Consider the following 25,410-nt stretch of genomic DNA (forward strand, 5'->3'; position numbering starts at 1 on the left):
CATGGGAATCAATCTGTCCGGCCAGGTGCCGGGCGAGCAGCTCAACGGGCTGCCCGACATGGAGCAGGATCTGCTCGACGCCCGCACCCCGGAATCGTGGTTGGCGATCGTCGTGATGGAGCGCTCGAAGCACTCGTACGACGACATCAAGCAGGTCACGTCCGCGGTGGTCCGGTTCCAGCACATCGAGCCGATCGAGGACGAGGACGACGCGAAGGCGGTTCGCAGCTATCTGGAGAAGGCGTACCAGCGTCGTACGGGCGCCGGGAGCATGGAAACGACGCTCGAGATTCCGGACGACGAGCCGGTCGCCTCTGACGACGCCGAGGCGCCTGCAGAGCCTGAGCCGACCGCCCCGGTGGACATCACCCGGGGCAAGAAGACCAAGGAGCCGATGTGGGAGCCCGAGCCCGAAGGGCCCGGTGTCGCCTGATGGTCACCGCAACGAAGACCCGAGCGAAGAAGGCTGAAGCCCCCACGCTCGACGGTGCCGCATCCCGGCTGGTTCGGAAGAACTTCGGGAACGGGCACGCCTACTACCTCGACGGCGTGAAGCTCGACGGTGTCACAACCCTCATGGGCGACGGCATGCGGAAAGCTGCGCTGGAGAACTGGGCCGGGAACGTCACCGCAGAGTACGCGGTCGACAACTGGGCCGAGCTCCAGAACATGGCTCCCTCCGCCCGGCTTAACACGCTGAAGAAGGCGCGCTTCTCGGTACGCGACGAGGCCGCACGGCGAGGTTCCGAGGTGCACGAGCTGGCCGATCAGATCTCGAACGGCCGCGAGGTGCTCGTGCCCGACGAGATCGCCGGCTACGTGACCTCCGCGGTCCGGTTCTTGGATGACTGGCAGATCCGGCCGATCCTCTCAGAGACGTCGTGCTACTCAATTAAGGGCATGTACGGCGGCACCCTCGACGGTGTCGCGACGTCGGCCGTCTGGGACGAGAAGTGCGGTGAGAAGCGCGTGATTCTCTTCGACTGGAAGACGAACCGTACCGGGATCTACGGTGAGACCGCCCTGCAACTGGCCGGCTACGCGAACGCTGACGCCTACGTGGGCGACGACGGTCTCGACCACCCGATGGCGGAGCTCGGGATCACCGATCACTGGGCCGTCTGGGTGCGGTCGGACGGCTATGACGTGTACCCGATGGACAACTCGGAAGACACCTACCGGACGTTCCAATACGTGGCCACGGTGGCGCGTCGCACGGGCGGGAAAGACAAGCCGCTCGATCGTCTGAAGGGCGACGCACTCTACGTTCCCGGGGGTACCCGATGAGCATTCGACTGATCACTCTGAGCGGCTGCGACGACCGGACAAAGGCCCTAGTCGACCTGAGCGACGAGCAGGCCGAACTCGTCGGGAAAGTGCTCAACGCAGTCTCGACCGCTTCGCAATACAGCTGCCAACCACGGGGGTCCATCGTGTCGGACGTTCCCGAGCCTGACGAGGACGACGAACCGATCGTCGAGGTGACACTGTGAGCGACCAGCAGGTAGCTGTCTACGAGCACCCGGCGGCGTCCGACCTCGAGCAGTGGGCCCGGGACCTGACGACCGCGTACCAGGCGGCTCGGCAGCTGGTGACGACGTCGTTCGTGCCGGCCTCGTACAAGGGCAAGCCGGAGGAGGCGGCCGCGGCGATTATCACGGGGCAGGAGCTCGGCCTGTCGCCGCTCGCCGCACTCCGGTCGATCGACATCATCAACGGCACCCCGGCAATGCGTGCAGTGGCCCTCCGGGCGCTGGTGCAGAACGCGGGGCACGAGATCTGGACGGACGAGTCGACGGCGACGCAGGCGATCGTGAAGGGGCGCCGGAAGGGCTCTGACAAGGTCGAGCAGTCGGTGTGGACGATGACACGGGCACAGGGTCTGGGTCTGCACACGAAGGACAACTGGCGGAAGCAGCCGATCGCGATGCTGCTGGCCAGGGCGACATCGGAGCTCGTGCGGCTGATCGCGGCTGACGTGCTGCTGGGTATCCCGTACTCGGTGGAAGAGGTCATCGACCAGGGCGAGATGCAATCGGAGCCGGTTGCTGAGGATGCTCCTCGGCAGCGTGCGTCGCGGTCGGTGAAGCGGAAGCCGATCGAGTCGGCGCCGCAGCCGCAGCCGGAGGAGCCGCCGCTGGACACGGACGAGGCTGACCCGGCGACCGGGAAGGTCACTGAATCCGTCGTTGAGCCGGTGTCGGCCGAGCCGATCCCTGAGCAGATCGGGACGCTCGTGGGTGGGCAGCTGCAGCCGACGATGCCGTTCGAGGGCAACCCGCTGGACTACACGCAGGAGGAGATCGACTCGTGGAACGAGTTGCCTCCGGATGACGGGGGCCGCTGATGAACGGCATCGGTGCTCTCGGCTTCCTGGTCTTCCTCGTGGCGACGATCGTGTGGACGGCCGTGGTCGGCTTCAACGGGGTAGGGCTGCTGTTGTTCGTGGCGATGTTCGTGTTCTTCGTCATCGGGATCTGGCGAGAAAAGCTGCTGGACCGATGATCAACCCGGCCACGCAGGAGCAAGTCCTCGACCCTGAGACCCACACGCCGGTGAGAGACCCGGCGCAGATCGAGACGGCCGCATCGGTCGTCCGGGCTCAAGTTCGAGGGCTCGGGCACACCGAGCAGGGCCGGCAAATCAAGACCCCGGATTCGATCATTCAGGACCTGGAAGTGATCAAGGCGGTCGCGGCCGACAACGTCGAGATCCTCCGTGAGGCGGATCGCACGCGGCGGGCGGCGCGACGGATGCACTCTCGGGCCCGCCTGGTCGCCATGAAGCGGTCGGAGCTGAAGTCCGCGGACGAGCGGAAGGCGGAGGCCGAGGAGGCGTGCATGGCCGAGTGGGAACTCGCGGACTCGGCCGAGGTGGCCTATGAGTACGCGAAGTCAGTTGCCGGTCTGGTGGATCTGGCGAAGTCTGCGACGCAGACGCAATCGAAGCAAGTCGAAATCATGTACCAGCTAGCAGGAAGGGGCCAATGATGTGGCCTGACGGAATGCGGATCGGTCCGATCCGAGAGTGGCCGGGCACTCTGACCCCGGCGAGCCAACGGCAGTTCTCACGGTTCAAGACGAGCGGCTACGACGGCGGCTATGCCCGGAAGAGCGTCCCGCTGTCGTCGACTCTGGAGCTTCTCGATCGAGAGCTTTCGGCGTTGGGCTCGACTGACCGCGAGATGCTCGTGGCGATAGCGCCGGCCGACTTCCGCTTGGACGGCAAGCCCCGGGCGCAGGCCCGAGCCGAGCACCCCGGCGTGATTATCTCGTTCAAGGCAAAGCTGGGCGCGCTTTCGTATCCGTGCGACACCTTCACCACCTGGCAGGACAACCTGCGGGCGATCGCCTTGGCGCTGGAGGCGCTGCGGAAGGTCGACCGGTACGGCGTGACGAAGCATGGTGAGCAGTACCGCGGTTTCATGGCAATCGAGGGCACGGCGATTCCGTCGAGGGTGACGAGCGTGCAGCAGGCTCTCGACGTCCTCTACGCGGCGGCCGGCGTGATCGTCGAACCGGGAGTGATCTACGAGCCCGAGGGGTTGGCAAGGATCGCGCGCCGAGCCCTATTCAAGACTCACCCGGATCAGGGCGGCGATGCTGCAGTGTTCCAGCGCGTCATCGCTGCGCAAGCGTTCCTCGAGAAGGCCGGGGCGCTCTGATGGGCACGCTCGATCTGTATGTGGACGGTTTCCCGCACGGCACCGACGAGGGCTACCGGATGGGCTGCCAGTCGAACGGGGCTTGCCCTCGTGACGAGGACGGTCTGCAGTCGTGTAAGCAGGCTGCGATCCGGTTGAAGTCGGATTGGCGGTACTCGCTGATGGTGAAGCAGGGTGCGTCGGAGTTGGAGGCTGCGCGGGCGCTCGGTGCGCCGGCAGCGAAGGTCAGCCCGAACGTGCACGCGGAGCCCGAGCCGGTCGCTGAGGAGCGGATTGTGTTCGATGACGAGCGCTCGGTCCGTCCGGCCCCGCACGTGGCGTTCTCGCCGGCGCAGGAGAAGGCGGCGGGACCGAAGCCGCGACCGGTGCGTAACCCGGCTGAGACCGTCGTCCCGCTCGCCCCCGAGGCGCTGACTGACGTCGCGGTCGATCCTGATAAGCCGAAGTTCGGAAAGCTCGCGCTCGACGATCCCGCGTTTCCACATGGCACAGTCTCTGGTTACTCGCGGGGTTGCCGGGTGAAGAACTACCAGTGCCCCGGTGATGAGAACGGCCAGACCTGCCCGGCCGCGGCGAACGAGTATCAGGCCGAGCGGAAGAGGATCCAGAAAGCTGCGAAAGCTCTTGTAGCCCCCCCTGTCGAGGAGGTACCGGCCGTGGCTGAGCCGATCGAGGTCGAGCTGGGCGAGAACGGGTCGGTGTCATTCGTCGACGCCGCATACGCCGCCACCGGCCCGGGTCCGGAGGTGTCCGCGCTCGAGCTGATCACTGCCGAGCGTGACGAGCTCCTGGCGAAGCTGACGGCCGCGAACGATCAGACGAAGCTCATGTCGGACTCGTTCGACGCCGACTCGGCACTGATCCAGGCACAGCGGGTCGAGATCGAGCAGCTGCGGGGAGTGGTCAACTACTCGTACCGCTGGTTTGTGTTCCAGCAGGACCGCGAGTGGGCTGTAACTCTGCGCGACGGCTCAGGCGCGCTGAGCGGCATGTTCCGGATGTTCGACACCCGCGAGGCTGCCGTCTCCTACGCGCTCATCCACTCCGGCGAGGTGACCCAGGATGCCTGATGCGTTCAAGGTGGGCGACCTGGTCACCGTCTCGATGGGTACGACGGTCTACCGGATTCTGGCGATTGACGAGCAGAAGGACGCTGCCGGGCAGCCATACCGGATGTCTCGTCTCGAGTTGGAGAAGGGTGGCCGTGACACTCGCCTGGAGGAGACGTCGCGTCTCAAGCCTGCGAGGACGAAATGAAGCCCCTATTCGTACTCACCGGTTTCTTCATTCAGCTTGCCGCCGAATCGACGCACGAGCTTCTGCAGCACGATGTCAGAACCTTGACCCACGAAGAGTCGATACTCGTCGCCAAGTCCTTCGCGCAGGGTGGCGATTCCGCCGCCCTTTGCGGCCGCGGTCGAGATTCTGAAACTGATGTCTTCGAACTCCTCCTCCGTGTAGATCGGGATGTTCTTGCCGAAATAGGTGAGCTTGTAAATCGTGTCTGTCGTGATCGCCATGCCCGCACTCTATCGGCGGTGACCTCGTGAGCGCCATCACCGTAACCGACCTTTTCTGCGGAGCTGGCGGCTCAACGACCGGTGCCGTTCAGGTGCCCGGCGTGCACGTGCGCATCGCCGCGAACCACTTCAAGATCGTCACCGACATCCACGCCCTGAACCACCCAGACACCGACCACGCCGTCGTCGACCTTCACCTCGAGCGACCGAGCTTCTTCCCGAAGACCGACATGCTCTGGGCGTCACCGGAGTGCACGAAGTGGTCGCAGGCCAACGGGTCCAAGATGCCCGCGATCGACGAGGGACTGTTCGAGGACCCGCTGTCCGATGACGCGAAGACCCGCTCCCGGCTGCTGATGTTCGACGTGCTCCGCTTCATCGAGTACCACCGCTACCGGCTCGTGATCGTCGAGAACGTAGTCGACATCGCCACGCAGGCGCAGTACCGGACGGCGTGGGCGATCTGGCGGCAGGAGTTGCGCGCGCTCGGTTACGAGTTCCGGGTGCTGTCTCTGAACTCGATGCATGCGCAGCTGCTCGGCACGCCCGCGCCGCAGTCCCGCGACCGCATCTACATCGTCGCCTGGCCCGCCGGCGCCAAGGCCCCAGATCTCGAGCGCGTCGTCCAGCCTCGCGCGTACTGCGACCGCTGCTGCGTCACGGTCGAGTCGGTGCAGTCGTTCAAGCCCAACCGCAGCGTTGGCCGCTACCGGCAGGCGTACGTGTACTGCTGCCCCCGCTGCGGCAGCATCGTCGAGCCAGGCTGGCTGCCCGCGGCCGCCGCGATCGACTGGTCGATTCCCGGCGAGCGTGTCGGCGACCGGCTCAAGCCGAAGACTCGAGCCCGCATCGCAGCGGGCATCGCGCGGTACTGTGGCCCGCTGCACATCGAAGCCGCTGGAAACACGTACGACGCGGCCGACCCGAATCACCTGCATTATGGGGACCCGGACGCGTACTACCGCGCCTGGCCGATGAGTGAGCCACTGAAGTCGTTGCACACGACGAACTCGAAAGGTCTCGCAGTGCCCGTCGAGGGCCGCGCGGGGGTGGATGCTCGGACAGTCGATGCTCCGTTCCGCACGCTGACGACGCGAGCTGAGACAGCCTTCGTCGCCGAGATGTACGGCACGAGCACCGCCCGGCCGGTCACCGAGCCGGCAGGCACGTTCACCGCCGGCGGCAACCACCATGCACTGGTGCAGCCGCTTGTGGCCTCCTACCACCAGGACCGCGTCGACATGAGCGACCCGTCGACCGACTACCTCCCCACCACCACGGCGGGCGGTATTCACCAGGCGCTCGTTCAGTCGTACTACGGCGGAACCACCGAGGCCCGACCAGTCACCGACCCCGTCGGGACGCTGACCACTGTCGACCGATACGCGCTCATCCACCGGAACAACACCGGCGGCGCCGAAATGACGACACCAGCCACGGAGGCGCTACGCACGCTCACCACGGCTGGCCATCAGGCACTCATTCACGCCGGAACTCCGACGGGTCGCCCGCGAGTCTCACCCGCCGACCTGAAGGCCGCTGAGGAGATGGTGCCGGACGTGCTGTTCCGCATGTTCCAGCCGCACGAGGTCGCCGCGGGGATGGCGTTCCCGGCCGACTACAAGTGGCAGCCGCCGGACCGCGCGAAACCGATCTCGAACCGCGACTTGGTGAAGGCAGCCGGCAACGCTGTGACCCCGCCCTGCTCGCGCGACATCATCGGCGTGTGCGTCGAGTCCCTCGGGTACGACGTGGAGCTAGCAGCATGACCGCCCCAACACCTGCGACCCGGGCGGCGTTGCTCGAGCGCGACGGCCACCGCTGCATCGTCTGCGGTGCGATCACCCGCCTCGAGGCACAGCACCGGCAGGCAGTCGGCATGGGCGGGTCGAAGCGCCGGCCGACGCTCGTCGAACTGGTAGCGGCGTGCACGGTACACAACAACGCATTCGAGGCCGAGATGCAGGAGTACGCGATCGAGCACGGCTACAAGGTGCGGAAGTGGGTGAAGGACTGCGCGCTGGTGCCGGTCTTCTACCCCCGGGATCTGGCTTGGTTCCGCCTCGAAGACAATCGGCGCATTCAAATCACGGTGCGCGAGGCACAGCAAATGTTCGACGAAGTCTATGGAAAGGCAGCATGATGAGCCCTCTGCTCACACTCAACACGGGCGCTGACCCGTCGATGGATTACGACACCTTCCTCCGGGACAAGGTCGCGTTCGATCGGAAGTTCGGATTCGACGTCGACGACGCCGAGATCAGCCCAATCCTGAAGCCGCATCAGAAGGCGATTGTGAAGTGGGCGGTCCGCGGCGGCCGTCGTGCGATCTTCGCGAAGTTCGGTCTGGGCAAGTCGATAATGCAGCTTGAGACGCTCCGTCTGGTGCTCACTCGAGTCGGAGGCCGAGCGCTGATCATCGCGCCGCTGGGTGTGCGCGGCGAGTTCATTCGCGACGGCCGGAACCTGCTCGACCTCGATGTGACCTTCGTGCGCCGCAGCGACCAGGTCGACGGGCCCGGAATCTACGTCACGAACTACGAGTCAGTTCGTGACGGCAAGCTCGACGTGTCGTTGTTCGAGGCGGTGTCGCTCGACGAGGCTTCAGTGCTGCGCTCGTTCGGGTCCGAGACGTACCAACGGTTCCTGCAGCTGTTCGAACACACCCCGTTCCGGTTCGTGGCCACGGCAACCCCCTCGCCGAACCGGCACAAGGAGCTGATCCACTACGCCGGTTACCTCGGCATCATGGACACCGGCGCCGCGCTGACGAGGTTCTTCAAGCGCGACTCGTCGAATGCGGGCAACCTGCAGCTGCACCCGCACAAACGGGATGAGTTCTGGCTGTGGCTGAACACCTGGGCGTGTTTCCTCGCACGTCCGTCGGATCTCGGATTCTCCGACCGCGGCTATGCCCTGCCCGACCTTGACGTGCAGTGGCACCGGCTCGAAGCCGACATCGCATCTGACGCCGTCGACCGCGACGGGCAGGGTCTCATGTTCCGAGGCGGCGCGATGTCGGCGGTCGAGGCCGCGCGCGAGAAGCGGCGCACCATGGAGTTGCGACTCGACGAGATGATGCGCATCGTCCGTGAGCACCACGCCCGCCCGGGCCGCGACCAGATCATCATCTGGTGCCACCTCAACGACGAGCAGTCCGCGATCGAGAAGGCGCTGCTCGCCGAGGGCATGTCGTACTCATCGGTGCACGGCTCCCTGTCCGACGAGGAAGCCGAAGCACGGCTGGAGCAGTGGCGCGAGCACGGCTCCTACGCGCTGATCGGGAAGCCGGTGATGCTCGGGCAGGGCATGAACCTGCAGCAGTCCAACACCGCGATCTTCGTCGGCGTGAACCACAAGTTCAACGAGACAATCCAGGCTGTGCACCGCATCCAGAGGTTCGGGCAGAAGCGGCCGTGCACCGTGCACATGATCTATGCCGAGACCGAGTCCGACGTGCGCGAGACCCTCGAAGATAAGTGGGTCGAGCACGACCGCCTCGCCGACACGATGTCGTCGATCATCCGACGTCTCGGCCTCAACCCGGCGGCGGTGAGTGCCGAGCTGACCCGCGCGATGGGTGTCGAGCGTTCCGTGTACACCGGCAACGACTGGACCGTCGCGCTGAACGACTCGGTCGTCGAGGCACGAGAGCACCTCGCCGAGGGCTCGGTCGGTCTCATCGTGACGTCGATCCCGTTCGGCAACCACTACGAGTACTCGCTGAACTACGCCGACTTCGGTCACACCGACGACAACGCGCACTTCTGGTGGCAGAACGACTACCTCACCCCGTCGCTGTACCGTGCCCTGAAGCCCGGGCGCATTCTCGCCGTGCATGTGAAGGACCGGATGCTGTTCGGCTCCGTCACCGGGAAGGGCGTCTACACCGTCTCGCCGCTGCACGCCGAAGCGATCGCGCACTACACCGGCCACGGGTTCGACTACTTCGGGATGATCACCGTCACCACCGACGTCGTGCGCGAGAACAACCAGACGTACCGGCTCGGGTATTCGAAGATGCTGAAGGATCACTCCAGCATGGGCGTCGGCTCACCCGAGTACGTGCTGCTGTTCCACAAGCCGCAGACTGACCGGTCCGTGGGGTGGGCTGACGAGCGCATCGTGAAGCGACTGGAGGAGTACTCCCTCGGCCGTTGGCAGATCGACGCGGCCGCGGAGTGGCGCACCGGCGGGAACCGGCTGCTCACCGGCGACGAGCTCGCCCAGCTATCGCCGGAGGCCCGCTCACGGCTCTTCACGCAGCAGTCGACGGTGAACGTCTACGACTACGACGAGCACGTGGCCCTTGCGGAGAAGCTACTCGCATCTCACTCGCTGCCATCGACGTTCGCGTCCCTGGTGCCCGGGTCATGGCGGCCAGACATCTGGCACGACATCAACCGGCTCGACACCCTCAACTCGGAACAGCGCCGCCGCGACGTCGAGAACCACATCTGCCCGTTCCCGCTCGACATCCCGCGCCGCCTCATCGAGGAGTGGTCGAACCCGGGCGAGTTGATCTACGACCCCTTCGGCGGCATCGGCTCAACAGCCCTGTGCGCGGTCGAGGCAGGCCGGCGCGCGTACTCGTCGGAGCTGAATCCGGCATCGGTGGCCGACTCTCTGGTGTACCTCCGCCGGCACGACAACCGGCAGTCGATCCCGTCACTCTTCGACTTGGACGACGTGGCCTGATGGACCCCTCGAAGCTGCTCGTCTGGCTCCGCAACCGAGCCGAGAACGCCCCATCGCAGATCATGCGGACGACGTACGCGGGGCTGGTGACGCGAATCGAGCGCGGAGATTTCAACGAAGAGGGAAGCAAGTGAGCTGGTTCAAGGTAGACGACGGGTTCTTCTCGTCGCGCAAGGTGCTCTCCATCCCGAAGGGTAGGCGTCTCGCGGCGATCGGGCTGTGGACGATGGCGGGCGCCTGGTGCGCGAAAGAGCTGACGGACGGTGTCGTTCCCGAGTTCGTCATCGAGGAGCTAGGCGGTACGCAGGCGATGGCCGAGGCACTCGCAACCGCTGGCCTCTGGTCGCGCGAGGGTTGCGCGTTCGTTTTCACCAACTGGTTGGAGTACCAGCCGGCGCGTGACTCCGTGGAGGGTCAACGGGCTGCGTCTCGTCAGCGTCAGGCGGAATGGCGGGCGAAGAAGGCAGGCGTAACGAAGGAGTCACAGCGTGACACGGGCGTTAGTAACGGTGTAACAGATGCGTTAGTAACGCCTGTGTCACAGCACCCCGACCCGACCCGACCCGACCCCACCCGACCCGACCAGTTAAAGAACCTCTCTTCACCTCGCGGTGAAGGTGCGTTCGCTGAGTTCTATATGGCGTACCCGCGGAAGGTGGGCAAGGAGGCGGCGCGGAAGAAGTTCATCGCTATCGCGAGGAAGGTCGACCCGCAGCTGATCATCGAGGGCGCTCGTCGGTTCGCTGCTGATCCGAATCTGCCGGAGAAGCAGTATGTGCCGCATCCGGCGACGTGGTTAAACGCGGGTCGGTGGGATGACGAGCCGTTGCCGCCTCGAGAGGGTGGTCTGCCGGTGACGCCGTTGGTGGAGCCGGGGAACGAATGGATGCAGCGATGACGGGTCTAGGAGTTTTCTGGAACCCCGGTCGTGTTCATCTCGTAGAACTCGTCTGCCAGGTATCGCACGTCGGCCTCCGCCACTCTTTCACCGCGGAGGTAAGTGGCCAGCACGTTCTGGATACCCACCAGCGAGCTGTACCGACTCCTCGCTGGCTGGGATGGGTCGGCCACCGGAAGCTCGTCGTAAATGCTCAGTACGAAGAAGCCGTGCGCGAGTGCGTCTCGCAGATTCTGGTCGGGCAGGAGAAACGACTCAGCTCTGGCGAGCAGGATGCTCTTGATCTCGTCATCGCTAAACGGAACGAGCGCATCACCAGCCCTGTCCCGGCGGGCGATCATACGAGCCAGAACAAAAACGAGATCATTGACGATCGCGAATATCGTCGTGGCGTGTGCGGCGCTGGCTGCTTTCGCCGCATCCTCTTGGGCGAGCTTCCGGGCGAGGTTCTGTATTTTGGTCGCCCTACGACCCCTGAATACCTCGATCGCGTAGGCCGGAACGAGACCCACGATAGCGCCCAGCGAGATGAGCAGCGCCTGATTTCGGAATGCATCCATCCCGGCACTCTAGCGGGGGTGTTCTCATGATCACTTCCGAGCAGGCGATGATCGCTGCGATCCTCCTCGACGAGCGCGAATTCCGCACATGCGTGACCGAGTGCATCCCTCTCGACTTCGAGGACAAGCGCGTAGGGATGATCTTCGCCGGCATGGCGGCAATGTTCCGTGAGCGCGAACCGATCGACGTGATCACCGTGTCCGATCATCTCCTCGAGTGGGATGTGCGCGGCATCACGGCGATCGACTTTCACAGCTGGACGTCTGAGGTGTCGTCGTCGGCGCACGCCGGGACGTATGCGCGGCAGGTGCGGAAGGGGGCGATGCAGCGCGGACTGCAGGAGGTCGCGACCAGGCTGTCGAATGAGAAGGACGTCGACCCCGGGATCGCTCTGGCGAAGGCGCAGGAGCGGCTGAAGACGCTGCGTGACGGGCACGTGCAGACGTCGTTGGAGGCGCGGACGCTCGGCACGGTGCTCCTGGATGACAACGACGAGTACGACTGGGTCGTCGAGGATCTGCTCGAGCGCAACGACCGGGTGCTGCTGACCGGCACAGAAGGTGCCGGGAAGTCGACGTTGGTTCGACAGATGGCGATCCTCGCTGCGGCCGGCGTGCACCCGTTCACGTTCTTCCCGACGAAGCCGGCGAAGGTGCTCGTCGTCGACGCGGAGAACACAGAGCGGCAGTGGCGGCGGGCGGTACGGCCGCTGGTAACGAAGGCGGCGCTGCGGGGGAGGGTGAACCCGGCCGACACCGTCTCGTTGGCGTGCACGCCCCGCATCGACCTGTCGAAGGACTCGGACCTGGGCGAAGTGCACCGGATGATCGACGAGGTCCACCCGGACATCCTCTTCATCGGGCCCCTGTACCGGCTGACGCCGCGCGCGATCAACGACGACGACGACGCGATGCCGATCCTGGCGGCCCTGGACACGTTGCGGGAGCGGGGCTGCGCGATGGTCATCGAGGCGCACGCCGGGCACGCGAAGTCCGGGGGAGCGGTCGGCGAGCGGGACCTGCGGCCGCGCGGCTCCGCGGCGCTCATGGGCTGGCCCGAATTCGGGCTCGGGTTGCGGCCCGACAAGTCCGCGAACGCGTCGAACCGGTTCCAGCTGATCCGGTGGCGTGGTGACCGTGATGCACGAGCTTGGCCTACGCAGATTTCGCGTGGGTCATCGGATTGGCCGTGGACTCCCACGACCAACTTTCAAGGGAGGCAGTACTGATGTTTGACGATCTACACCCTGAGGGGGACCCGTTCATCGGGGAGAAGTTCCGCAGCACGGACAAGCGCGACATCGAGCCGCGCGTGCTGTTCGTTCACAGCCTGGCCACGAGCGAGGGCTACCCGTTCCCCGGCCACTACAGCGTCGAGATGCTCGAGGCACCCGACTATCGGGCGACGCCGGCGGGCCGCCCGTACGAGGACCGCCGACGGACGTTCAGCGAGAGCACACTCCGCAACCACTGGGAGAAGGTGAGTCACTGATGGGCATGATCGTTCGCACAGTCGCGAAAACTGTTGAGCTCGCCATTGTTGAGATCTCCGACAGCCACAAGGTGTCGCTGAAGCAGACCGAGGGCGCGTTCATGACCTCGTCGACGACGGTGGAGTATTCGCCTGACGAGGCCGAGCAGCTGGCGCTCGAGCTGATGGAGGCCGCGTCCGGACTTCGGGTGATGCTGGCCCTCGACGCGAAGGTGGCCGAGAAAGCGACAGCGCATCATGCGGTGGTCGTGGCGTACTCGGCGCACCCGAGCGACCCGCACTTGAGTCTCAAGATCGAGTGCCCTGAGTGCATCGCTGAGTGGGGCTGGTGCGTTGACCGCACCGGGGCCGCCGATCGGCTCGCCGCGTTGGCGCTTGAGCATAACAAGCAGGTTATTTTCTGATGGGCGCGCGCGACACCCTGGACCAGCTCGAGGCGGCTCGTGAGGAGAACATCCGCCTCGAAGCCGACAACCGGCGGCTCGAACGAGAGAACGCGGGCCTGCGCAAGGAGATGCACCTCGGCATCCAGCTCGACAATCACCACAACGCAGCGCTGTGCCCGTACTGCAACCCGGACGGATGGGTCTTCGTCCCTCGGGTGAACGTGGCATTCAAGGCCGGAACGCCTGAAGACAGCGACGTAGTGCGCCTGCGGATTGTGGCGAGAAACCTCCGCACCGGATTCGAGGTCGGCGGGAGCCACACCAAAGAGGCGATCGCGAAGCTTTGCGACGACATGGCGAGGGCGATGGAGGACTATCAGTGACCGATTTGTGCATTCGTGGGCACTACGAGCTCGCGCCGGCCGAGGACGACGAGGGCAACCCCGTCACCGTGCGTCACGACGTCGACGGCGTCGAGTGGTGGGACGTCCGGCCGGCCGAGGCGACCTACGGCAACCTCTGCGGACGTTGCTTTGCGAGGATCCGGTACTACGTCGGCCAGACCCCGCAGCTACTTTCTCACATCCGTTCGCACGTGAAGCCAGCCATGCAAGCCGCTCGAGCTGAGCGGGTGGCCGGCACGCGCGACCTGGTCATCCCGATCAACCCGACCGCCTCGGACGACTCGCACGACCTGTACGCGATGCTGGCGAACTGGATGACGTCGTTCGCTCGCTCGCTGAACTGCGACCCGCCGGTGACTCTCTGGGAGTCGTTCCAGAAGGACATCGACGTGCGCTACATGCCTGTCTGGGCGGAACAGCGGGCAGCGTTCGGCCTCACCCGGGCCCTCGCGAACTGGTACATGTACCGGGAGGCACAAATCTCGTACCTGATGGCAACGGCCGCGTTCCACGACGAGCTCGTGGAGATGGTCGGCCCGCTGATGGCCCGCTACCCGCAGGCCCCGCGGAAGCAGGCTCACACCCGGGCCAGGGTGTGCCCGCAGTGCGACGAGGCCCGCATCCAGGCGCACTGGGTCGGTGCCGGCGCTCACGACGTCGTCGTGGAGTGCTTCGATCCGGAAACCACCGACCCGTACAAGGGCTGCGGTTACCAGGTCCCGCGCGAGCAGGTCGACCGGTACATCGATTGGGGGGAGTGGTGATGACGTTCTTTGCGAAGTACGCGGGTCGTTGCGTCATCTGCGAGGAGAAGATCGAGGTCGGTGACCACGTCGCGAAGATCCAGGCGGGCGTCGTGCATGTCGTCTGCCCGGAGGATCGCCGCAAGCCTGCGGAGGTCTGTGGAGCGTGCTTCTTGGAGAAGCCCTGCCCGTGTGAGGACGGACTGTAATGATCGAACACACTCAGACCATCATGGGCAGCGCCAACCCCGATGCTGTGCCTGGCAACTGCATGCAGACTGCTGTCGCTGCTCTGCTCGACCTGCCGGTAGAGAAGGTGCCGCACTTCATCCTGTTCGGCAATGACTACGACGCGGCGTTAGTGATGTGGCTGAGATCTCGAGGCAAGCGGCTTCGCGTCTACGTCGACGACGAGCACCACCGATTCGCCTGGGCGCGCGCCGGCATCAATGCCCGTCTGCTGAACGGCGCGCCGAATGGCCAGATGATGATTGCTGTCGGCCACTCACCGAACGGCCCCTGGGGTCACACCGTGCTCTGGAAGGCGGGTGCCCTGGTCTGGGACGTGCATCCCGCCCGAGCGGGCATTGTCGGCGAGCCGTATGAGTTCTGGCAGGTGACGGACGCATGTGCGATCTAGATCCGTATGTGGGCTTCGTGATGCCGTGCGGTCGGCGATTCGAAACCGACGTCGAAGCTCTGCTGCACGCCGAGGGGTGTGGCATCTGCGTGGTCCACCTGGACGATGAAGGAGAAGCACGATGAGTGACGAGCCAGGCGTCGTACGACGACAACCGATGTCCTATCAGGAGGCGATGGAGCAGCACGAATACTTCATTGAAACTGGCGAGTCGCCTGAGCGTATCCGTGCGGCCTTCTCGGTCATGCAGAACGCCTACTACCGAGAGCAAGGCGCTTACGACGACTTCGACGATGATGAACCCGGGCCGGAAGAAGACTTCTGGGATGACCGCACGACACCAGGGAGGAACGGCTGATGAGAGTTGCAACCATTCCCGTGTTCGCGAACGCGGAGCACTGCGGGCACTGGGATCACGAGGACTGCGACGAACCCCGCGCCCTTGACGACATGGCGATGACTACGAACGAGTACTGGGCAACGCATTTCGTTGCTGGTATCGACGGCGAGGTGGTGCTGTGCTACCTGTCGCCGGAGGGCACGGAAATCATGGCGTGGTGCGCTGACCTGGGCGGGTGGGAGCCGGTCTCTGATCACCGACGCTACTGCGCCGCCCCTGCTGTTTTGGGGTATGACCCAACGAAAGGACAGAACGATGAGTGACGAGCTGCAACCGATCGCAGAGATGGGTTACTACGCCCGTGGCTGCCGTTCTCGCGCCAAGCTTCTGCGAGTCATGGAGCCCTACACCCCGGAAGAACACGCGGCTGAGAGCGAGGCTTGGGCGGATCGAATCGAAGCGTGGCTGACCCTTCTCGCTGACCATGACCGGCGTATCAAAGCCGAAGCCGCACAGCAGATCCGGGACTACTGGGACGCAAACGGCGACATCATCGACACGAACAACGGGGCACGGCTCGCATTCGAAGCGATTGCGGTGCAGATTGCGGAGTCCCCCTGATGACTACTGAGTACGACACAACGAAACTGATCGAATTCTCGAAGGGGCATCGGCAGACGACACGTCGCGGTCAGGAGGAATGCCAGCAGTGCTTCAACGCATGGCCCTGCCACGTTCGCCTTCTCGCTGATGCCCTCGCCGCCTCACTCCCAAGGGAAGTGGCAACGGTTCACACCGATTACGAGAGTGCGCGCGCGAGCATGGCGGCGCTGGGCGATCCGATTGACCTGCCACAGACGTTCGTGGTGGTCATCGATCAGCACGGCCCGATCTCGACTCACTTCGGTTGGCGTGACCCCTACCCTGCCCCTTCTGTCACCCCTGGTGGGGAAGAACAAGGAGACGAGGCGTGAGAATCACTGATCGCGCAATTCTCGCGCTCCGCTCGCTCGCCTCGTGGATCGACAGTTTCGGCGACGATAGGCACCTAACCACCGACCCGCTGTGCAGGCACTATCGCGCGGCGCGGCCCGGCAGTCGCCTCGACCGCGCATCCCGCGGTGCCTCCTGCGTCCCCTGCATGGTCTGGCGGGCGTCCCATGCCTGACCGCTATCACTGCCGGTACTGCGGTCTCGGGTTCGTCGTCCCGTCGCTGCGCGAAGACCACGAACGAACCGAACACCCGAGGGGGAAGTGATGCCCGAGCGCGTAAAGCTCAGCCGCAAGAAGGGCTGGCGCAAGCCGGAGAACACCGTCGTCGTATCCCGCCCGACGAGGTGGGGCAACCCATGGTTGATCTTGACTCCCGGCGGTCGGATCCTGGCGGTCCAACGATTCCGCGAGATGTTCACCATCGACGTCGAGGCGCGGACGGCTTTCGGCTACCCCGATCCTGAAGAGATTCGGAGGGATCTCGCCGGCAAGAACCTCGCGTGCTGGTGCCCCCTCGATCAGCCCTGCCACGCTGACGTGCTCCTCGAAATCGCGAACAGCTGATGACACCCGAGGAGCAAGTGGAGCTTGCCCAGCTGATCAAACGCCAGAAGTCCGAGTGGCTGCAGGTCCACGAGGCCCGCCGTCTCCACGAGCTGCGCACGAAGCGCGCGAGGATGCGTCGATACGGATCCGATGTCGCGGAGGCGCTCGACCGTGACTGAATTCCTCAGCATGCGTGACGCCGGACGCCGCGTCCGCCGTTCCCGACGCACCATCCGACGATGGATGTCGCAGGGAATGCCGTTTGAGTGGATAGATGGACGCAAGTTCGTCGAGCTCGACGTGCTGCTCGCCACGCTCCGAACGAAGATCTCCGCAAAAAAAAGTCACCAATATCGGAAACAGGTTTGACAGCCTACGGAGTGGCCCCTCCAGTATGGAAACTAAGCACTACTGACCCCGACCGACACCCGGTTCGGGGTCGACGTGTTTCTGGCCCCGGTTCTCTTCTTGACGGGGCCCAGCTACAGGGCCGACAACCTGGCGCAGGGGTGCGTGAACTCGTCATCTGGGGCGGCCGGCGCTGGGAACTGGCGGCCGCCCCTACGGCCGCGGAGTAGCTCAGTTCGGCAGAGCGACGGGCTCATATCCCGTAGGTCACCGGTTCAAATCCGGTCTCCGCAACGACCCATTTCCCGGGTGCGATCCTCGCCCAGCGCAGAGACCCATGCGTCCTGCCGCGGCGACCGGAGCACCGCTACTTCCAACCCGAGGAGCCGACCATGGCCGACAGCGCAGTAGTGACGAACGACGGCAAAGGCACGCTCACCCTCACGGTGAAGTCGGCCAAGCTGTCGCAGAAGAACCACGTCGACACAAAGTTCGCCGACGGCACAGTCCTCGGCACCGACTACACCCTCATCCCCGCGATCGACCCGACCGACGCCGCCCGCGACTGGACTGTGCAAAGCAACGACGGTTCGACGCTGGTGGCGACCGCGAGTGTCTAAAGTTACGACCACCTTCGCTGACGGTACGAGCATCGACGCTGTCTACGACGTCGGCGTGCCCATGCCGGTCTTCCCGGAGGTGAAGTGGGCGGATCTGGCACCTGTCGCGGATGAGCACTACGGCAAGACGCTGAAGCGCGCCAAGGCGGGCAGCCAGGTGCTGCTTCTAGCGAACGCGAAGCTGTCGAGCATCGGCAACTCCGACGTGAACATGTGGCAGGCGATCGTCACGAACGTGTCGGCGCTGATCGGTGTGCAGGGCGCGCCCGCTGTGATCCAGATGCTCGCCGATTCGTTCACGAACTACGCCGACCCGCCTTCGTGGCCCGGCCAGACGCTGGGCGCCGGGGCGCTGCGGTGGGGACCGAACAACGGCACCCTCAACCCGCGCGCGCCGATCAGCATGAGCGATCTGACGTTCATCGGTGCGGACCAGCACCACGGTGCGATCCGGATGTTGTGGATGGGGATCTACAACTACATGAGCAAGGGGGCGGTCGCGAAGCGGATCACCCTTCAGCGCATGTCGAGCTCGAACGGGAACAGCCCGAAATACGGTGAGACGTTCGCGTGGACGGAGTACCTCACCGACGGCAGCTACCTCGACGACTTCGTCATCAGCGGCCTCGACCCGATCACGGGCGCGAGGGTCGGCGGCGGTCTGTTCGGTGCTGCGGGGGCGAAGAACCTCCGCATCAAGAACATGCGCGCCACCGACTCGGACCGCAGCGGCGTCTCGCTCAGCCGCGCAGGCACGGACCCGGCGAAGTGGACGGTCACCGACACGGTCACCATCGACGGACTGACGGTGCTGAACAACGCGAACCACAAGGAGAACGCCGGGACGCCCGAGTGGCGGTTCGCCCCGGTGAACCTCGAAGACGTGCACGGCCTGATCAGCATCTCCGGCCTCGTCGCCGGCATCGACCCGTACGTGTCCGCCGGGTGGGATGCCACGATGATCAGTCACGGCTCCGCGCAGTACGACAACCCCACCCCGATGCTGGTGCAGCCGGTGTCGTGGACGTCGCCGTCGTGGGCGCAGGGAGCGTTTTCGATCGCGCTGTGGGGCAAGCAGGTCACCCGCCCGATCGTGAAGGACACCAGCGGGAAGATCCTGCAGCCGGTGTTCGTCGAGTCCACCCCGACCGGCGGTGCCGGCGTGACGCTCGCGATGGTGCCGAAGATCGACCCGAAGACGCAGTACGCACTCGTGCACCGCAACGACTACACCGCATAGAGACAGAGACACGCTCATGACCCAGACCGTCAGCCTGAAGAACAGCCTCGCGACAAGCTACGCGAGCCTGGCTCTGTACTCCGCCCTGTACACCACCGTGCCCGGTGCGACTGCCGGCACCGAGCTCACCGGTGGAGCGACACCCTACGCTCGGCAGCCGCTCAACTGGTCCGCACCGGCCAACGGTGTCATCACCGCGACCGTTACGCACGTGCTCCCGCCGTCGGTCGTCGTGAAGGGCGCTGGCGTGCACAGCGCCGCCACCGGCGGAACGTACCTGGACGGGGCGACGATCCTCGACGTGACCACGAACGCGCAGGTCAGCCCGCAGTCGACGCTCACCCTGGTGTACACCGCAACTGTGAGCTGAGCCCGTGCCGTACAACGCCTTCGGGATGGAGTCCGGCACAGCAGACGGCGCCACCGTGGTCGCCGGCACGTCTGGCGTCAACACGATCGGCGCCACCGGGATCACCCCGAACACGGGCACGATCACGTTCTCGAACCTGCTGGTCTGGTCAGGTTTGCTCGGGATCCGGTTCCTCTCCGGCGCGGGAGCGCAGTGCTTAGCACGCTTCCCCACGCCCGCAAACTCGATGACGATGAGCATGGGCGTACCGTTCGCGGTGGAGGCGAAACCGGCCACCAACGCAACCGTGTTCGCGGGCCTCCGCTACGCAAGCGGCTACGCCTGCCGAGTCCAGTGGTCAGCCAGTAACATCATCCAGGTCTTCGACTCGGCCTCCGGCAACATCCTCAACGTGATGACCGGGGCCGTGCCCGGTGCGCAGTACTGGCTCAGCATCGGCGTCGTCGTCGCCACGTCCACGACGGGGTACATCCTCGTCGAGGTCTACAACTGGGCTGGCGTTCTGCTCGGCTCGGCGACCTCGAGCGCGTACAACCTCGGCACGGCCGCGCTCGTCACCACCGACGTCGGGATCATCAACACCAACCCCACCGCTGGCACCGGGGTCCGGATGGACTTCGTTCAGTTCAACAGCGACAACGCGGCCGGCATCAAACCGCCGGCATCGTTCACTGCCTCCGTGGGGCTCAGCGCAGCAGCAGCACTCGCCACGCCTGCACGCGCATCCTTCGCGACCGCACCGGCCCTGCAAGCAGCCGCAGCGCTTGGCGTGACCGGTTCAGCAGCACACGCTGCAACGCCTGCGTTCAATGTGCCCGTTGCTGTGAGTCTCGAGGCGACCAGCCACCTGAACGCGGCGGCCGGCCTCAGCTCATCGGTCACCCTTGCCCCCGCCGGCAGCGTGAGCTCGTCAGCGTCCGTGGCCACCGCCTCGGCCTCAGCCCTCGCCGCTCAGGGCGCGCAGGCCGCCCAGGCGGCCGCCGCAGCAGCGGTGGTACCAGTCCTAACGGTCGGTGCCAGCTCGGCGCATTCGACCGGCGTGGATACAGCAGCCGAGCTCCAGTTCACGGCTGAGGCGTTCGCATCCGCATTCGGCCTGGCCGACCTTCTGGCCATGGTCACGCTCACCGTCGCCGAGGCAGCAACACCCCACGACCTAGTCCTCATAGGCAGCGTCGACACGGCCGGATGGGCGGGCACCACGGCCGAGCAGGGCTACACGGGCACGTACGAAGATCCAGGATGGCAGGGCACCTCGTGAAGACCATTCGTGCCGAAGACACTGCCCGCATCGTGCCCACCCTCATCGAACCCGACGGCACCCCGTACACCGGCGAGTTCACCGCCTGCGTGGTCCGCCACGGCGTGCGACCCGTCGCAGGCGACTACCAGGCCACCGAGGACGTCGACGGCAAGCCGGGCATCCTCGTCAGCGGCCTCAGCGTCGGGATCTACGACATCTGGGCCCACGTCGACGTGACTCCGCAGCACCTGAACATCCCGTGCGGCCAGCTCAGCGTCGCCTGATCCGGAGGCGCACCGCATGACGCACGTCCCTCGAAGCCTCCGCCGCCTCGCAGCCGTCCGCAAACAGGTCGCCAGGATGAACGAAGGCTCCCGCATCATCAGAGCCGAGCTCGAGCGCAACAACCAAGACGGCACCGTGTTCGACAACTCCGGCTACTACGAGCGCAGCTGGTCAGAGACCGAGCACGTCATGGCCAGGAAAGCAGGCTTCTGATGACGAACCCGATCATGACCGAGCACATCGAAGAAGACGCCGCCGGCAACGAACTCGGGAAGCGCTACTGGTGGTGGTGCCCAGGGTGCGACACGCTCCACGTCTTCGATAACCGCTGGACCATGAGCGGCACGCTCGAGGCTCCCACGTTCGACGGCTCGTACCTCAGCCGCAGGAACCGCTGGAACCCAGAGACCCGAGAGCACGACATCCCCTTCGGCGAGGTGTGCCACTCGTTCGTGAGAGCCGGCCGTATCGAGTACCTGGCTGACTGCACGCACCGCCTCGGCGGTCAGACGATCGACATGGTCCCGCTGCCTGACGGCTGGGCATGATGGACACCCACTACTGCCCCGTCTGCCACAAGCCCTGCGCCACCGCGTGCCTCGAACCCATCGGACACGACGGGCACGGCGCCCCAATCTACGCCCACCAGATGTCGTCACCACGAGAGCGGGCACTGGCCGAAGGTCGCACCGCCGCATGGGAGTGGGACCTCGCAGTCGACCTCGGCTACCAGCCCGAGTCCTGGACAGGAATGTGGAAGCTGATCCCGCATCCGTTCACCATCACCGCAGATGGCGTCACCGCAGTCGAGATCGAGTACGAACCCGGCACCATGAAGGCGATCTGGGCTGACGGCCACCCAGTCACACACGAGGTGCATCACCCTCTGCCCGCAGGGTGGAAGGTCATCACCGTCGCGTCGTTCACGAGACTGCCAGCGTACTTCGCGCACAAGGATCAGGAGTGACCATGCCCACGCAGGATCGCCGCATCACAGTCACCATCAAGATCGAGGGCGAAGAGGAACTCATCGCAGCGATGACCCGAGCCACCCAAGCAGTGAGGAGCCTCGTCTACGAGCTGCGTGCCGCTCACATCAACGAGGATGACCTACCCACCGCAGTGCGTGGCGTACTCCAGCTCGTCAATGCCCCCGACCTCGACGAGGCAGAGATAGCCCGCATCGTCTCAGCGCAGAACGACAGCGCCCTTCGCAGCGCAGGCTGATGCGCACCTGCGCAGTACCCGGATGCCCCGAGATCTACCCCAAAGCCCAAGGCTCACGCTGTAGAGCACACAGGGCAGCCCACGACAGGGCGAGGGGCACACGACAACAGCGCGGCTACGACAGCGAGCACGACCGCCTCAGACGACGATGGGCCCCACTCGTAGCACGAGGCCAAGTCAAGTGCGCACGATGCCACCAACCCATCACCCGCCACCAGCCATGGGACCTCGGCCACACCGACGACCGCACCACATGGACAGGACCAGAGCACGCCAGCTGCAACCGCAGCGCAGCAGGAGTCAAATCACACCTCTGACCCCTCATTTTGGGCCTCAGGGGGTGGGGGGATGCCCCTTCGGAGGCCCCTCTGCCGGACCGCCGGGGAGGTAGCTAAACATCTCGCCGGAATCAAAGAATTGCCCAGGTCGCCCTCATGACGCTCACCCGGTGCCACTGTGGCACGCCATTCAACGCGTCGCCGCGGCAGATCCATTGCTCGCCGCGCTGCCAGCGGAACGCCTCGCTCGCACGTCGAAGAACGGCGTCGAACGTAGAGTGCGCGACCTGTGGGGCGACAATCGCTCGGGGCATCAGCGTTCGCTGGTGCTCTCCCGAATGCGGGCCACATGAAGGCACTCGGGTGTGCGCGCTCGAAGGATGTTCGGTCGTCTTCTGTCCCATCCGGGCGATCGACCAGTGCTGTTCGGAGCTTCATGGGAAGGCGCACTACAACCGCTTGTCTCGAGCTGACGGTCGGCAGAAGAGCCCGATCTGGGACGAGCGGCGCCGGGCGAACTGGAAGAAGCGCTACGCGCTCACTCGCGGTGCTGCTGACGGTGAAGACTTCGATTACCTTGACGTGTTCGAAAGGGACGGCTGGGTCTGCGGTCTCTGCGACGAAGATGTCGACCCCGACTGCACGTGGCCCGACCCAATGAGCCCGAGCCTCGATCACATCTTCCCCGTCACCCTCGGTGGCCCGCATCGACCAGACAATGCTCAGCTCGCTCACCTGCAGTGCAACCTGCGCAAGGGCAAGAGCCTCATCCTCGTCGCAGCCTAAGGAGCCAGCATGCCTCGTGGTGGTACTCGCACGGGCGCCGGGCGGCCTCCTGACACGTCGTCGTTGGCCGAGGCGGTCCGCCTGGAGTCCGGCGCGATCCGCACGCTTCCTCGGGCGCGGTCTGGGGCGGCGCCGGCGTGGCCGTTGTCGAAGGCGTCGGCTCGGGAGAGTGCGGTGTGGCGGCAGCTGTGGAGGTTGCCGCAGGCGGTCGTGTGGGAGGAGCAGTCGTCGCACCGTCAGGTGGCGATGCATGTGCGGACGTCGGTCGAGGCGGAGGTGTCTGGTGCTTCGGCGTCGCTGCGGAGTTTGCTGCTGCGCCAGGAGAACGCGCTTCTGCTCAGCCATCAGGCTTTGCTGACTGCTGGCTTCCGGATTTCGACGCAGCAGGCTGCAGCCACGGTTTCGGCATCCACGCCGGCCGCGGCGAAGAGGCAGGTGCCGTCGTCGAGGGGCAGATTGAGAGCTGTGGAGGATGTCGGACCCGAGTAACGAATTCAGCATCAACTTCCCGACGCTGGGGTATCTGCAGGCGGACTGGCTGGCGTGGCACTGCCCGATCCCGGACGGCTTCCGCAAGGGGCAGCCGTTCGTGCTCTCGGACTGGCAGCTGTGGTGCACGGCGAATCACGGCCGGGTTCGCCCGGAGACGCCGTGGCGGCCAGAGAATCCCATCAAGAACCAGGCGTTCACGAACCGTCGGTCGTTGGTCGTTGGTCCGCAGAAGTACGGGAAGAGCCCGTGGGGCGCCGGCATGACGCTGCTGATGGCGTTGGGCCCGGATCTCTTCGCGGGCTGGGCGGGCGACGATGACGTCTACGACTGCGCCCGGCACGGATGCCAATGCGGATTCGTCTACGAGTACGAGCTCGGCGAGCCCATGGGGATGCCGTGGCCGACTCCGCTGATTCAGCTCATGGCGACGTCGGAAGACCAGGTCAACAACACTTGGCGTCCGCTGCAGCAGATGGTGCTCCGCGGGCCTCTAGTCGAGCGCGTGCGTGTCGGCGAGAAGTTCATGCGCATCGGCGACGATGGCGTGATCGAGAAGGTGACCTCGGCTGAGTCCTCTCGGCTCGGTAACCCGACGACCGGGTTCGTGCAGGACGAGACGGGCATCTACACCAAGACGAACGGGCTGCTGGGTACGGCGCAGACGATGCGCCGCGGCACGTCCGGCATGGGCGGCCGCGGCATCGAGCTCACGAACACGTGGGACCCGGCTGAGGTGTCGACTGCGCGGTCGACGTTCGAGTCCAAGGCACCTGACATCTTTCGGTTCTACCGTCAGCCGCCGAAGAACCTCAGCTACAAGAACAAGCGCGATCGCCGCAAGATCCACGCCTACGTGTACTTCGGCGCCTCGCACGTTGACCTCGACAGCATCGAGGCCGAGGCGTTCGAGTTGCTCGAGCAGGATTCGGCGCAGGCCGAGCGCTTCTACGGCAACAAGCTGGTCCGCGGATTGGGCACGTGGATGCCGGACGGACTCTGGGAGAGCCACTATGCCCGACCAACTCTGGTTGCCAAATCCGCCTGACGGCACTGCGATCTGTCTCGGCTTCGACGGGTCGGTCAACAACGACCACACCGCATTCGGTGCCGAGACCATGGACGGCTACTCGTTCACGCCCCGGTGGGGACCGAACAGTGTAGCGACGCACTGGAACCCGATCGAGCACGGTGAGCGGATCCCGCACAGCGAAGTCGAGACTGCGCTGGGGGAGATGTTCGACCGTTTTGAGGTGGTGCGGGTCTATTGCGACCCGCAGGACTGGGAGACCGACATCGAGGCGTGGGCTCTGGCGCATGGCGAGGAGAAGGTCGTGCAGTGGCCGACGAACAAGGTCGAGCGCATGTATCCCGCGATCCGCAGATTCGAGGCCGACCTGCGGGAAGGCTTGATCCGCCACGACGGGTGTCCGGTCGCTGCTGCTCATATCGGGAACGCGAAGAAGGTGGGCAAGCCGGGCCAGAAGTACCTCCTCGGGAAGCCGAACGAGACCCAGAAGATCGACGTCGCGATGACTCGAATCATCGCGCACGAAGCGAAGTCAGATGCGCTGGCCGCCGGGTGGGAACCCCGGAGACCGCGACGAGTGCGCGTATGGCGCGGATGAGTAGGTAACGC

At 65.2% G+C, this 25,410-nt stretch carries 40 protein-coding genes and 1 tRNA gene; 39 read left to right on the top strand and 2 right to left on the bottom strand.

Annotated elements, in window-relative coordinates; all coding sequences use genetic code 11:
- Position 1 precedes the first annotated feature (1 nt).
- The 9 genes from V3W46_RS17725 to V3W46_RS17765 are packed head-to-tail and all read left to right on the top strand — an operon-like array spanning position 2 to position 4,921.
- Positions 2-433 (top strand): hypothetical protein, encoded by a 432-nt coding sequence (locus V3W46_RS17725; protein ID WP_331784470.1) that lies wholly within the window; start codon positions 2-4, stop codon positions 431-433.
- A complete protein-coding gene (locus tag V3W46_RS17730; protein WP_331784471.1) occupies positions 433-1,287 on the top strand; it encodes a hypothetical protein in 855 nt (284 codons plus the stop codon). The genes V3W46_RS17725 and V3W46_RS17730 overlap by 1 nt, the downstream gene beginning before the upstream one ends.
- Positions 1,284-1,493: a hypothetical protein gene (locus tag V3W46_RS17735; RefSeq protein WP_331784472.1), complete on the top strand. Its 210-nt coding sequence runs from the start codon at positions 1,284-1,286 to the stop codon at positions 1,491-1,493. Before V3W46_RS17730 ends, V3W46_RS17735 begins: the two co-directional genes overlap by 4 nt.
- The gene (locus V3W46_RS17740) at positions 1,490-2,347 is read left to right on the top strand and encodes a hypothetical protein (protein WP_331784473.1); all 858 of its coding nucleotides are present in this window, start codon (positions 1,490-1,492) and stop codon (positions 2,345-2,347) included. Before V3W46_RS17735 ends, V3W46_RS17740 begins: the two co-directional genes overlap by 4 nt.
- Positions 2,347-2,505: a hypothetical protein gene (locus V3W46_RS17745; RefSeq protein WP_331784474.1), complete on the top strand. Its 159-nt coding sequence runs from the start codon at positions 2,347-2,349 to the stop codon at positions 2,503-2,505. Before V3W46_RS17740 ends, V3W46_RS17745 begins: the two co-directional genes overlap by 1 nt.
- Entirely contained in the window at positions 2,502-2,990 is a 489-nt protein-coding gene (locus V3W46_RS17750) for a hypothetical protein (RefSeq protein WP_331784475.1), read from the top strand. The genes V3W46_RS17745 and V3W46_RS17750 overlap by 4 nt, the downstream gene beginning before the upstream one ends.
- Positions 2,987-3,664 carry a hypothetical protein gene (locus V3W46_RS17755; protein ID WP_331784476.1) on the top strand — a complete coding sequence of 226 codons (678 nt, stop codon included), beginning with the start codon at positions 2,987-2,989 and terminating at the stop codon, positions 3,662-3,664. Before V3W46_RS17750 ends, V3W46_RS17755 begins: the two co-directional genes overlap by 4 nt.
- Positions 3,664-4,734: a hypothetical protein gene (locus V3W46_RS17760; RefSeq protein WP_331784477.1), complete on the top strand. Its 1,071-nt coding sequence runs from the start codon at positions 3,664-3,666 to the stop codon at positions 4,732-4,734. Before V3W46_RS17755 ends, V3W46_RS17760 begins: the two co-directional genes overlap by 1 nt.
- Entirely contained in the window at positions 4,727-4,921 is a 195-nt protein-coding gene (locus V3W46_RS17765; RefSeq protein ID WP_331784478.1) for a hypothetical protein, read from the top strand. Before V3W46_RS17760 ends, V3W46_RS17765 begins: the two co-directional genes overlap by 8 nt.
- 5 nt (positions 4,922-4,926) lie before the next feature.
- On the opposite strand, the gene V3W46_RS17770 is transcribed toward V3W46_RS17765, so the two are convergent.
- Positions 4,927-5,184 (bottom strand): hypothetical protein, encoded by a 258-nt coding sequence (locus V3W46_RS17770; RefSeq protein WP_331784479.1) that lies wholly within the window; start codon positions 5,182-5,184, stop codon positions 4,927-4,929.
- A gap of 26 nt (positions 5,185-5,210) precedes the next feature.
- Between V3W46_RS17770 and V3W46_RS17775 the strand changes: the two genes are divergently transcribed.
- From V3W46_RS17775 to V3W46_RS17790, 4 genes are all read left to right on the top strand, one after another.
- Positions 5,211-6,953 (top strand): DNA cytosine methyltransferase, encoded by a 1,743-nt coding sequence (locus V3W46_RS17775; RefSeq protein ID WP_331784480.1) that lies wholly within the window; start codon positions 5,211-5,213, stop codon positions 6,951-6,953.
- Positions 6,950-7,327, top strand: a complete 378-nt coding sequence (locus V3W46_RS17780; RefSeq protein WP_331784481.1) for an HNH endonuclease — start codon at positions 6,950-6,952, stop codon at positions 7,325-7,327. The genes V3W46_RS17775 and V3W46_RS17780 overlap by 4 nt, the downstream gene beginning before the upstream one ends.
- Positions 7,327-9,882, top strand: coding sequence for a DNA methyltransferase (locus tag V3W46_RS17785; protein WP_331784482.1), 2,556 nt, complete (start codon positions 7,327-7,329; stop codon positions 9,880-9,882). Before V3W46_RS17780 ends, V3W46_RS17785 begins: the two co-directional genes overlap by 1 nt.
- Before the next feature lie 130 nt (positions 9,883-10,012).
- Entirely contained in the window at positions 10,013-10,780 is a 768-nt protein-coding gene (locus V3W46_RS17790) for a hypothetical protein (protein ID WP_331784483.1), read from the top strand.
- A gap of 5 nt (positions 10,781-10,785) precedes the next feature.
- Here V3W46_RS17790 and V3W46_RS17795 read toward each other — a convergent pair whose 3' ends face one another.
- Complete coding sequence (locus V3W46_RS17795; protein WP_331784484.1) at positions 10,786-11,340, bottom strand: hypothetical protein; 555 nt, start codon at positions 11,338-11,340, stop codon at positions 10,786-10,788.
- A gap of 26 nt (positions 11,341-11,366) precedes the next feature.
- Between V3W46_RS17795 and V3W46_RS17800 the strand changes: the two genes are divergently transcribed.
- The 26 genes from V3W46_RS17800 to V3W46_RS17925 all read left to right on the top strand — a co-directional run bounded on the left by V3W46_RS17800 (position 11,367) and on the right by V3W46_RS17925 (position 25,399).
- Positions 11,367-12,569: an AAA family ATPase gene (locus V3W46_RS17800; RefSeq protein ID WP_331784485.1), complete on the top strand. Its 1,203-nt coding sequence runs from the start codon at positions 11,367-11,369 to the stop codon at positions 12,567-12,569.
- On the top strand, positions 12,569-12,832 hold the full coding sequence (locus V3W46_RS17805) for a hypothetical protein (protein WP_331784486.1): 264 nt from the start codon (positions 12,569-12,571) through the stop codon (positions 12,830-12,832). The genes V3W46_RS17800 and V3W46_RS17805 overlap by 1 nt, the downstream gene beginning before the upstream one ends.
- On the top strand, positions 12,832-13,236 hold the full coding sequence (locus tag V3W46_RS17810; RefSeq protein ID WP_331784487.1) for a hypothetical protein: 405 nt from the start codon (positions 12,832-12,834) through the stop codon (positions 13,234-13,236). The genes V3W46_RS17805 and V3W46_RS17810 overlap by 1 nt, the downstream gene beginning before the upstream one ends.
- Positions 13,236-13,601 (top strand): hypothetical protein, encoded by a 366-nt coding sequence (locus V3W46_RS17815; RefSeq protein ID WP_331784488.1) that lies wholly within the window; start codon positions 13,236-13,238, stop codon positions 13,599-13,601. The genes V3W46_RS17810 and V3W46_RS17815 overlap by 1 nt, the downstream gene beginning before the upstream one ends.
- A complete protein-coding gene (locus V3W46_RS17820) occupies positions 13,598-14,386 on the top strand; it encodes a hypothetical protein (protein WP_331784489.1) in 789 nt (262 codons plus the stop codon). Before V3W46_RS17815 ends, V3W46_RS17820 begins: the two co-directional genes overlap by 4 nt.
- 187 nt (positions 14,387-14,573) lie before the next feature.
- Entirely contained in the window at positions 14,574-15,005 is a 432-nt protein-coding gene (locus tag V3W46_RS17825) for a hypothetical protein (protein WP_331784490.1), read from the top strand.
- A 121-nt stretch (positions 15,006-15,126) separates the two neighbouring features.
- Positions 15,127-15,363 carry a hypothetical protein gene (locus tag V3W46_RS17830; RefSeq protein ID WP_331784491.1) on the top strand — a complete coding sequence of 79 codons (237 nt, stop codon included), beginning with the start codon at positions 15,127-15,129 and terminating at the stop codon, positions 15,361-15,363.
- On the top strand, positions 15,363-15,668 hold the full coding sequence (locus V3W46_RS17835; protein WP_331784492.1) for a hypothetical protein: 306 nt from the start codon (positions 15,363-15,365) through the stop codon (positions 15,666-15,668). Before V3W46_RS17830 ends, V3W46_RS17835 begins: the two co-directional genes overlap by 1 nt.
- Positions 15,661-15,966 (top strand): hypothetical protein, encoded by a 306-nt coding sequence (locus V3W46_RS17840; protein ID WP_331784493.1) that lies wholly within the window; start codon positions 15,661-15,663, stop codon positions 15,964-15,966. The genes V3W46_RS17835 and V3W46_RS17840 overlap by 8 nt, the downstream gene beginning before the upstream one ends.
- Positions 15,966-16,319 carry a hypothetical protein gene (locus V3W46_RS17845; protein ID WP_331784494.1) on the top strand — a complete coding sequence of 118 codons (354 nt, stop codon included), beginning with the start codon at positions 15,966-15,968 and terminating at the stop codon, positions 16,317-16,319. The genes V3W46_RS17840 and V3W46_RS17845 overlap by 1 nt, the downstream gene beginning before the upstream one ends.
- A gap of 284 nt (positions 16,320-16,603) precedes the next feature.
- Complete coding sequence (locus V3W46_RS17850) at positions 16,604-16,903, top strand: DUF4326 domain-containing protein (RefSeq protein ID WP_331784495.1); 300 nt, start codon at positions 16,604-16,606, stop codon at positions 16,901-16,903.
- On the top strand, positions 16,903-17,064 hold the full coding sequence (locus V3W46_RS17855) for a hypothetical protein (protein WP_331784496.1): 162 nt from the start codon (positions 16,903-16,905) through the stop codon (positions 17,062-17,064). Before V3W46_RS17850 ends, V3W46_RS17855 begins: the two co-directional genes overlap by 1 nt.
- A complete protein-coding gene (locus V3W46_RS17860) occupies positions 17,057-17,254 on the top strand; it encodes a hypothetical protein (protein ID WP_331784497.1) in 198 nt (65 codons plus the stop codon). The genes V3W46_RS17855 and V3W46_RS17860 overlap by 8 nt, the downstream gene beginning before the upstream one ends.
- Before the next feature lie 199 nt (positions 17,255-17,453).
- Positions 17,454-17,527, top strand: a tRNA-Met gene (locus V3W46_RS17865).
- A 98-nt stretch (positions 17,528-17,625) separates the two neighbouring features.
- Positions 17,626-17,853 (top strand): hypothetical protein, encoded by a 228-nt coding sequence (locus tag V3W46_RS17870; protein WP_331784498.1) that lies wholly within the window; start codon positions 17,626-17,628, stop codon positions 17,851-17,853.
- Positions 17,846-19,093 carry a hypothetical protein gene (locus tag V3W46_RS17875; protein ID WP_331784499.1) on the top strand — a complete coding sequence of 416 codons (1,248 nt, stop codon included), beginning with the start codon at positions 17,846-17,848 and terminating at the stop codon, positions 19,091-19,093. Before V3W46_RS17870 ends, V3W46_RS17875 begins: the two co-directional genes overlap by 8 nt.
- A 16-nt stretch (positions 19,094-19,109) precedes the next feature.
- Positions 19,110-19,463 carry a hypothetical protein gene (locus tag V3W46_RS17880; protein ID WP_331784500.1) on the top strand — a complete coding sequence of 118 codons (354 nt, stop codon included), beginning with the start codon at positions 19,110-19,112 and terminating at the stop codon, positions 19,461-19,463.
- Positions 19,464-19,488: 25 nt separating this feature from the next.
- The gene (locus V3W46_RS17885; protein WP_331784501.1) at positions 19,489-20,724 is read left to right on the top strand and encodes a hypothetical protein; all 1,236 of its coding nucleotides are present in this window, start codon (positions 19,489-19,491) and stop codon (positions 20,722-20,724) included.
- Entirely contained in the window at positions 20,706-20,990 is a 285-nt protein-coding gene (locus V3W46_RS17890; RefSeq protein ID WP_331784502.1) for a hypothetical protein, read from the top strand. The genes V3W46_RS17885 and V3W46_RS17890 overlap by 19 nt, the downstream gene beginning before the upstream one ends.
- Positions 20,991-21,006: 16 nt before the next feature.
- A complete protein-coding gene (locus V3W46_RS17895) occupies positions 21,007-21,204 on the top strand; it encodes a hypothetical protein (RefSeq protein ID WP_331784503.1) in 198 nt (65 codons plus the stop codon).
- Positions 21,204-21,539: a hypothetical protein gene (locus V3W46_RS17900; protein WP_331784504.1), complete on the top strand. Its 336-nt coding sequence runs from the start codon at positions 21,204-21,206 to the stop codon at positions 21,537-21,539. The genes V3W46_RS17895 and V3W46_RS17900 overlap by 1 nt, the downstream gene beginning before the upstream one ends.
- 101 nt (positions 21,540-21,640) lie before the next feature.
- Positions 21,641-21,958: a hypothetical protein gene (locus V3W46_RS17905; RefSeq protein WP_331784505.1), complete on the top strand. Its 318-nt coding sequence runs from the start codon at positions 21,641-21,643 to the stop codon at positions 21,956-21,958.
- Positions 21,955-22,218, top strand: a complete 264-nt coding sequence (locus V3W46_RS17910) for a hypothetical protein (RefSeq protein ID WP_331784506.1) — start codon at positions 21,955-21,957, stop codon at positions 22,216-22,218. The genes V3W46_RS17905 and V3W46_RS17910 overlap by 4 nt, the downstream gene beginning before the upstream one ends.
- A gap of 641 nt (positions 22,219-22,859) precedes the next feature.
- A complete protein-coding gene (locus V3W46_RS17915) occupies positions 22,860-23,282 on the top strand; it encodes an HNH endonuclease (RefSeq protein ID WP_331784507.1) in 423 nt (140 codons plus the stop codon).
- 472 nt (positions 23,283-23,754) lie between these two features.
- Positions 23,755-24,819, top strand: a complete 1,065-nt coding sequence (locus V3W46_RS17920; protein WP_331784508.1) for a terminase — start codon at positions 23,755-23,757, stop codon at positions 24,817-24,819.
- Positions 24,785-25,399 (top strand): terminase, encoded by a 615-nt coding sequence (locus V3W46_RS17925; RefSeq protein WP_331784509.1) that lies wholly within the window; start codon positions 24,785-24,787, stop codon positions 25,397-25,399. The genes V3W46_RS17920 and V3W46_RS17925 overlap by 35 nt, the downstream gene beginning before the upstream one ends.
- Positions 25,400-25,410: the final 11 nt, after the last annotated feature.

Source organism: Subtercola sp. YIM 133946, assembly GCF_036553535.1.
Lineage (GTDB): Bacteria > Actinomycetota > Actinomycetes > Actinomycetales > Microbacteriaceae > Subtercola.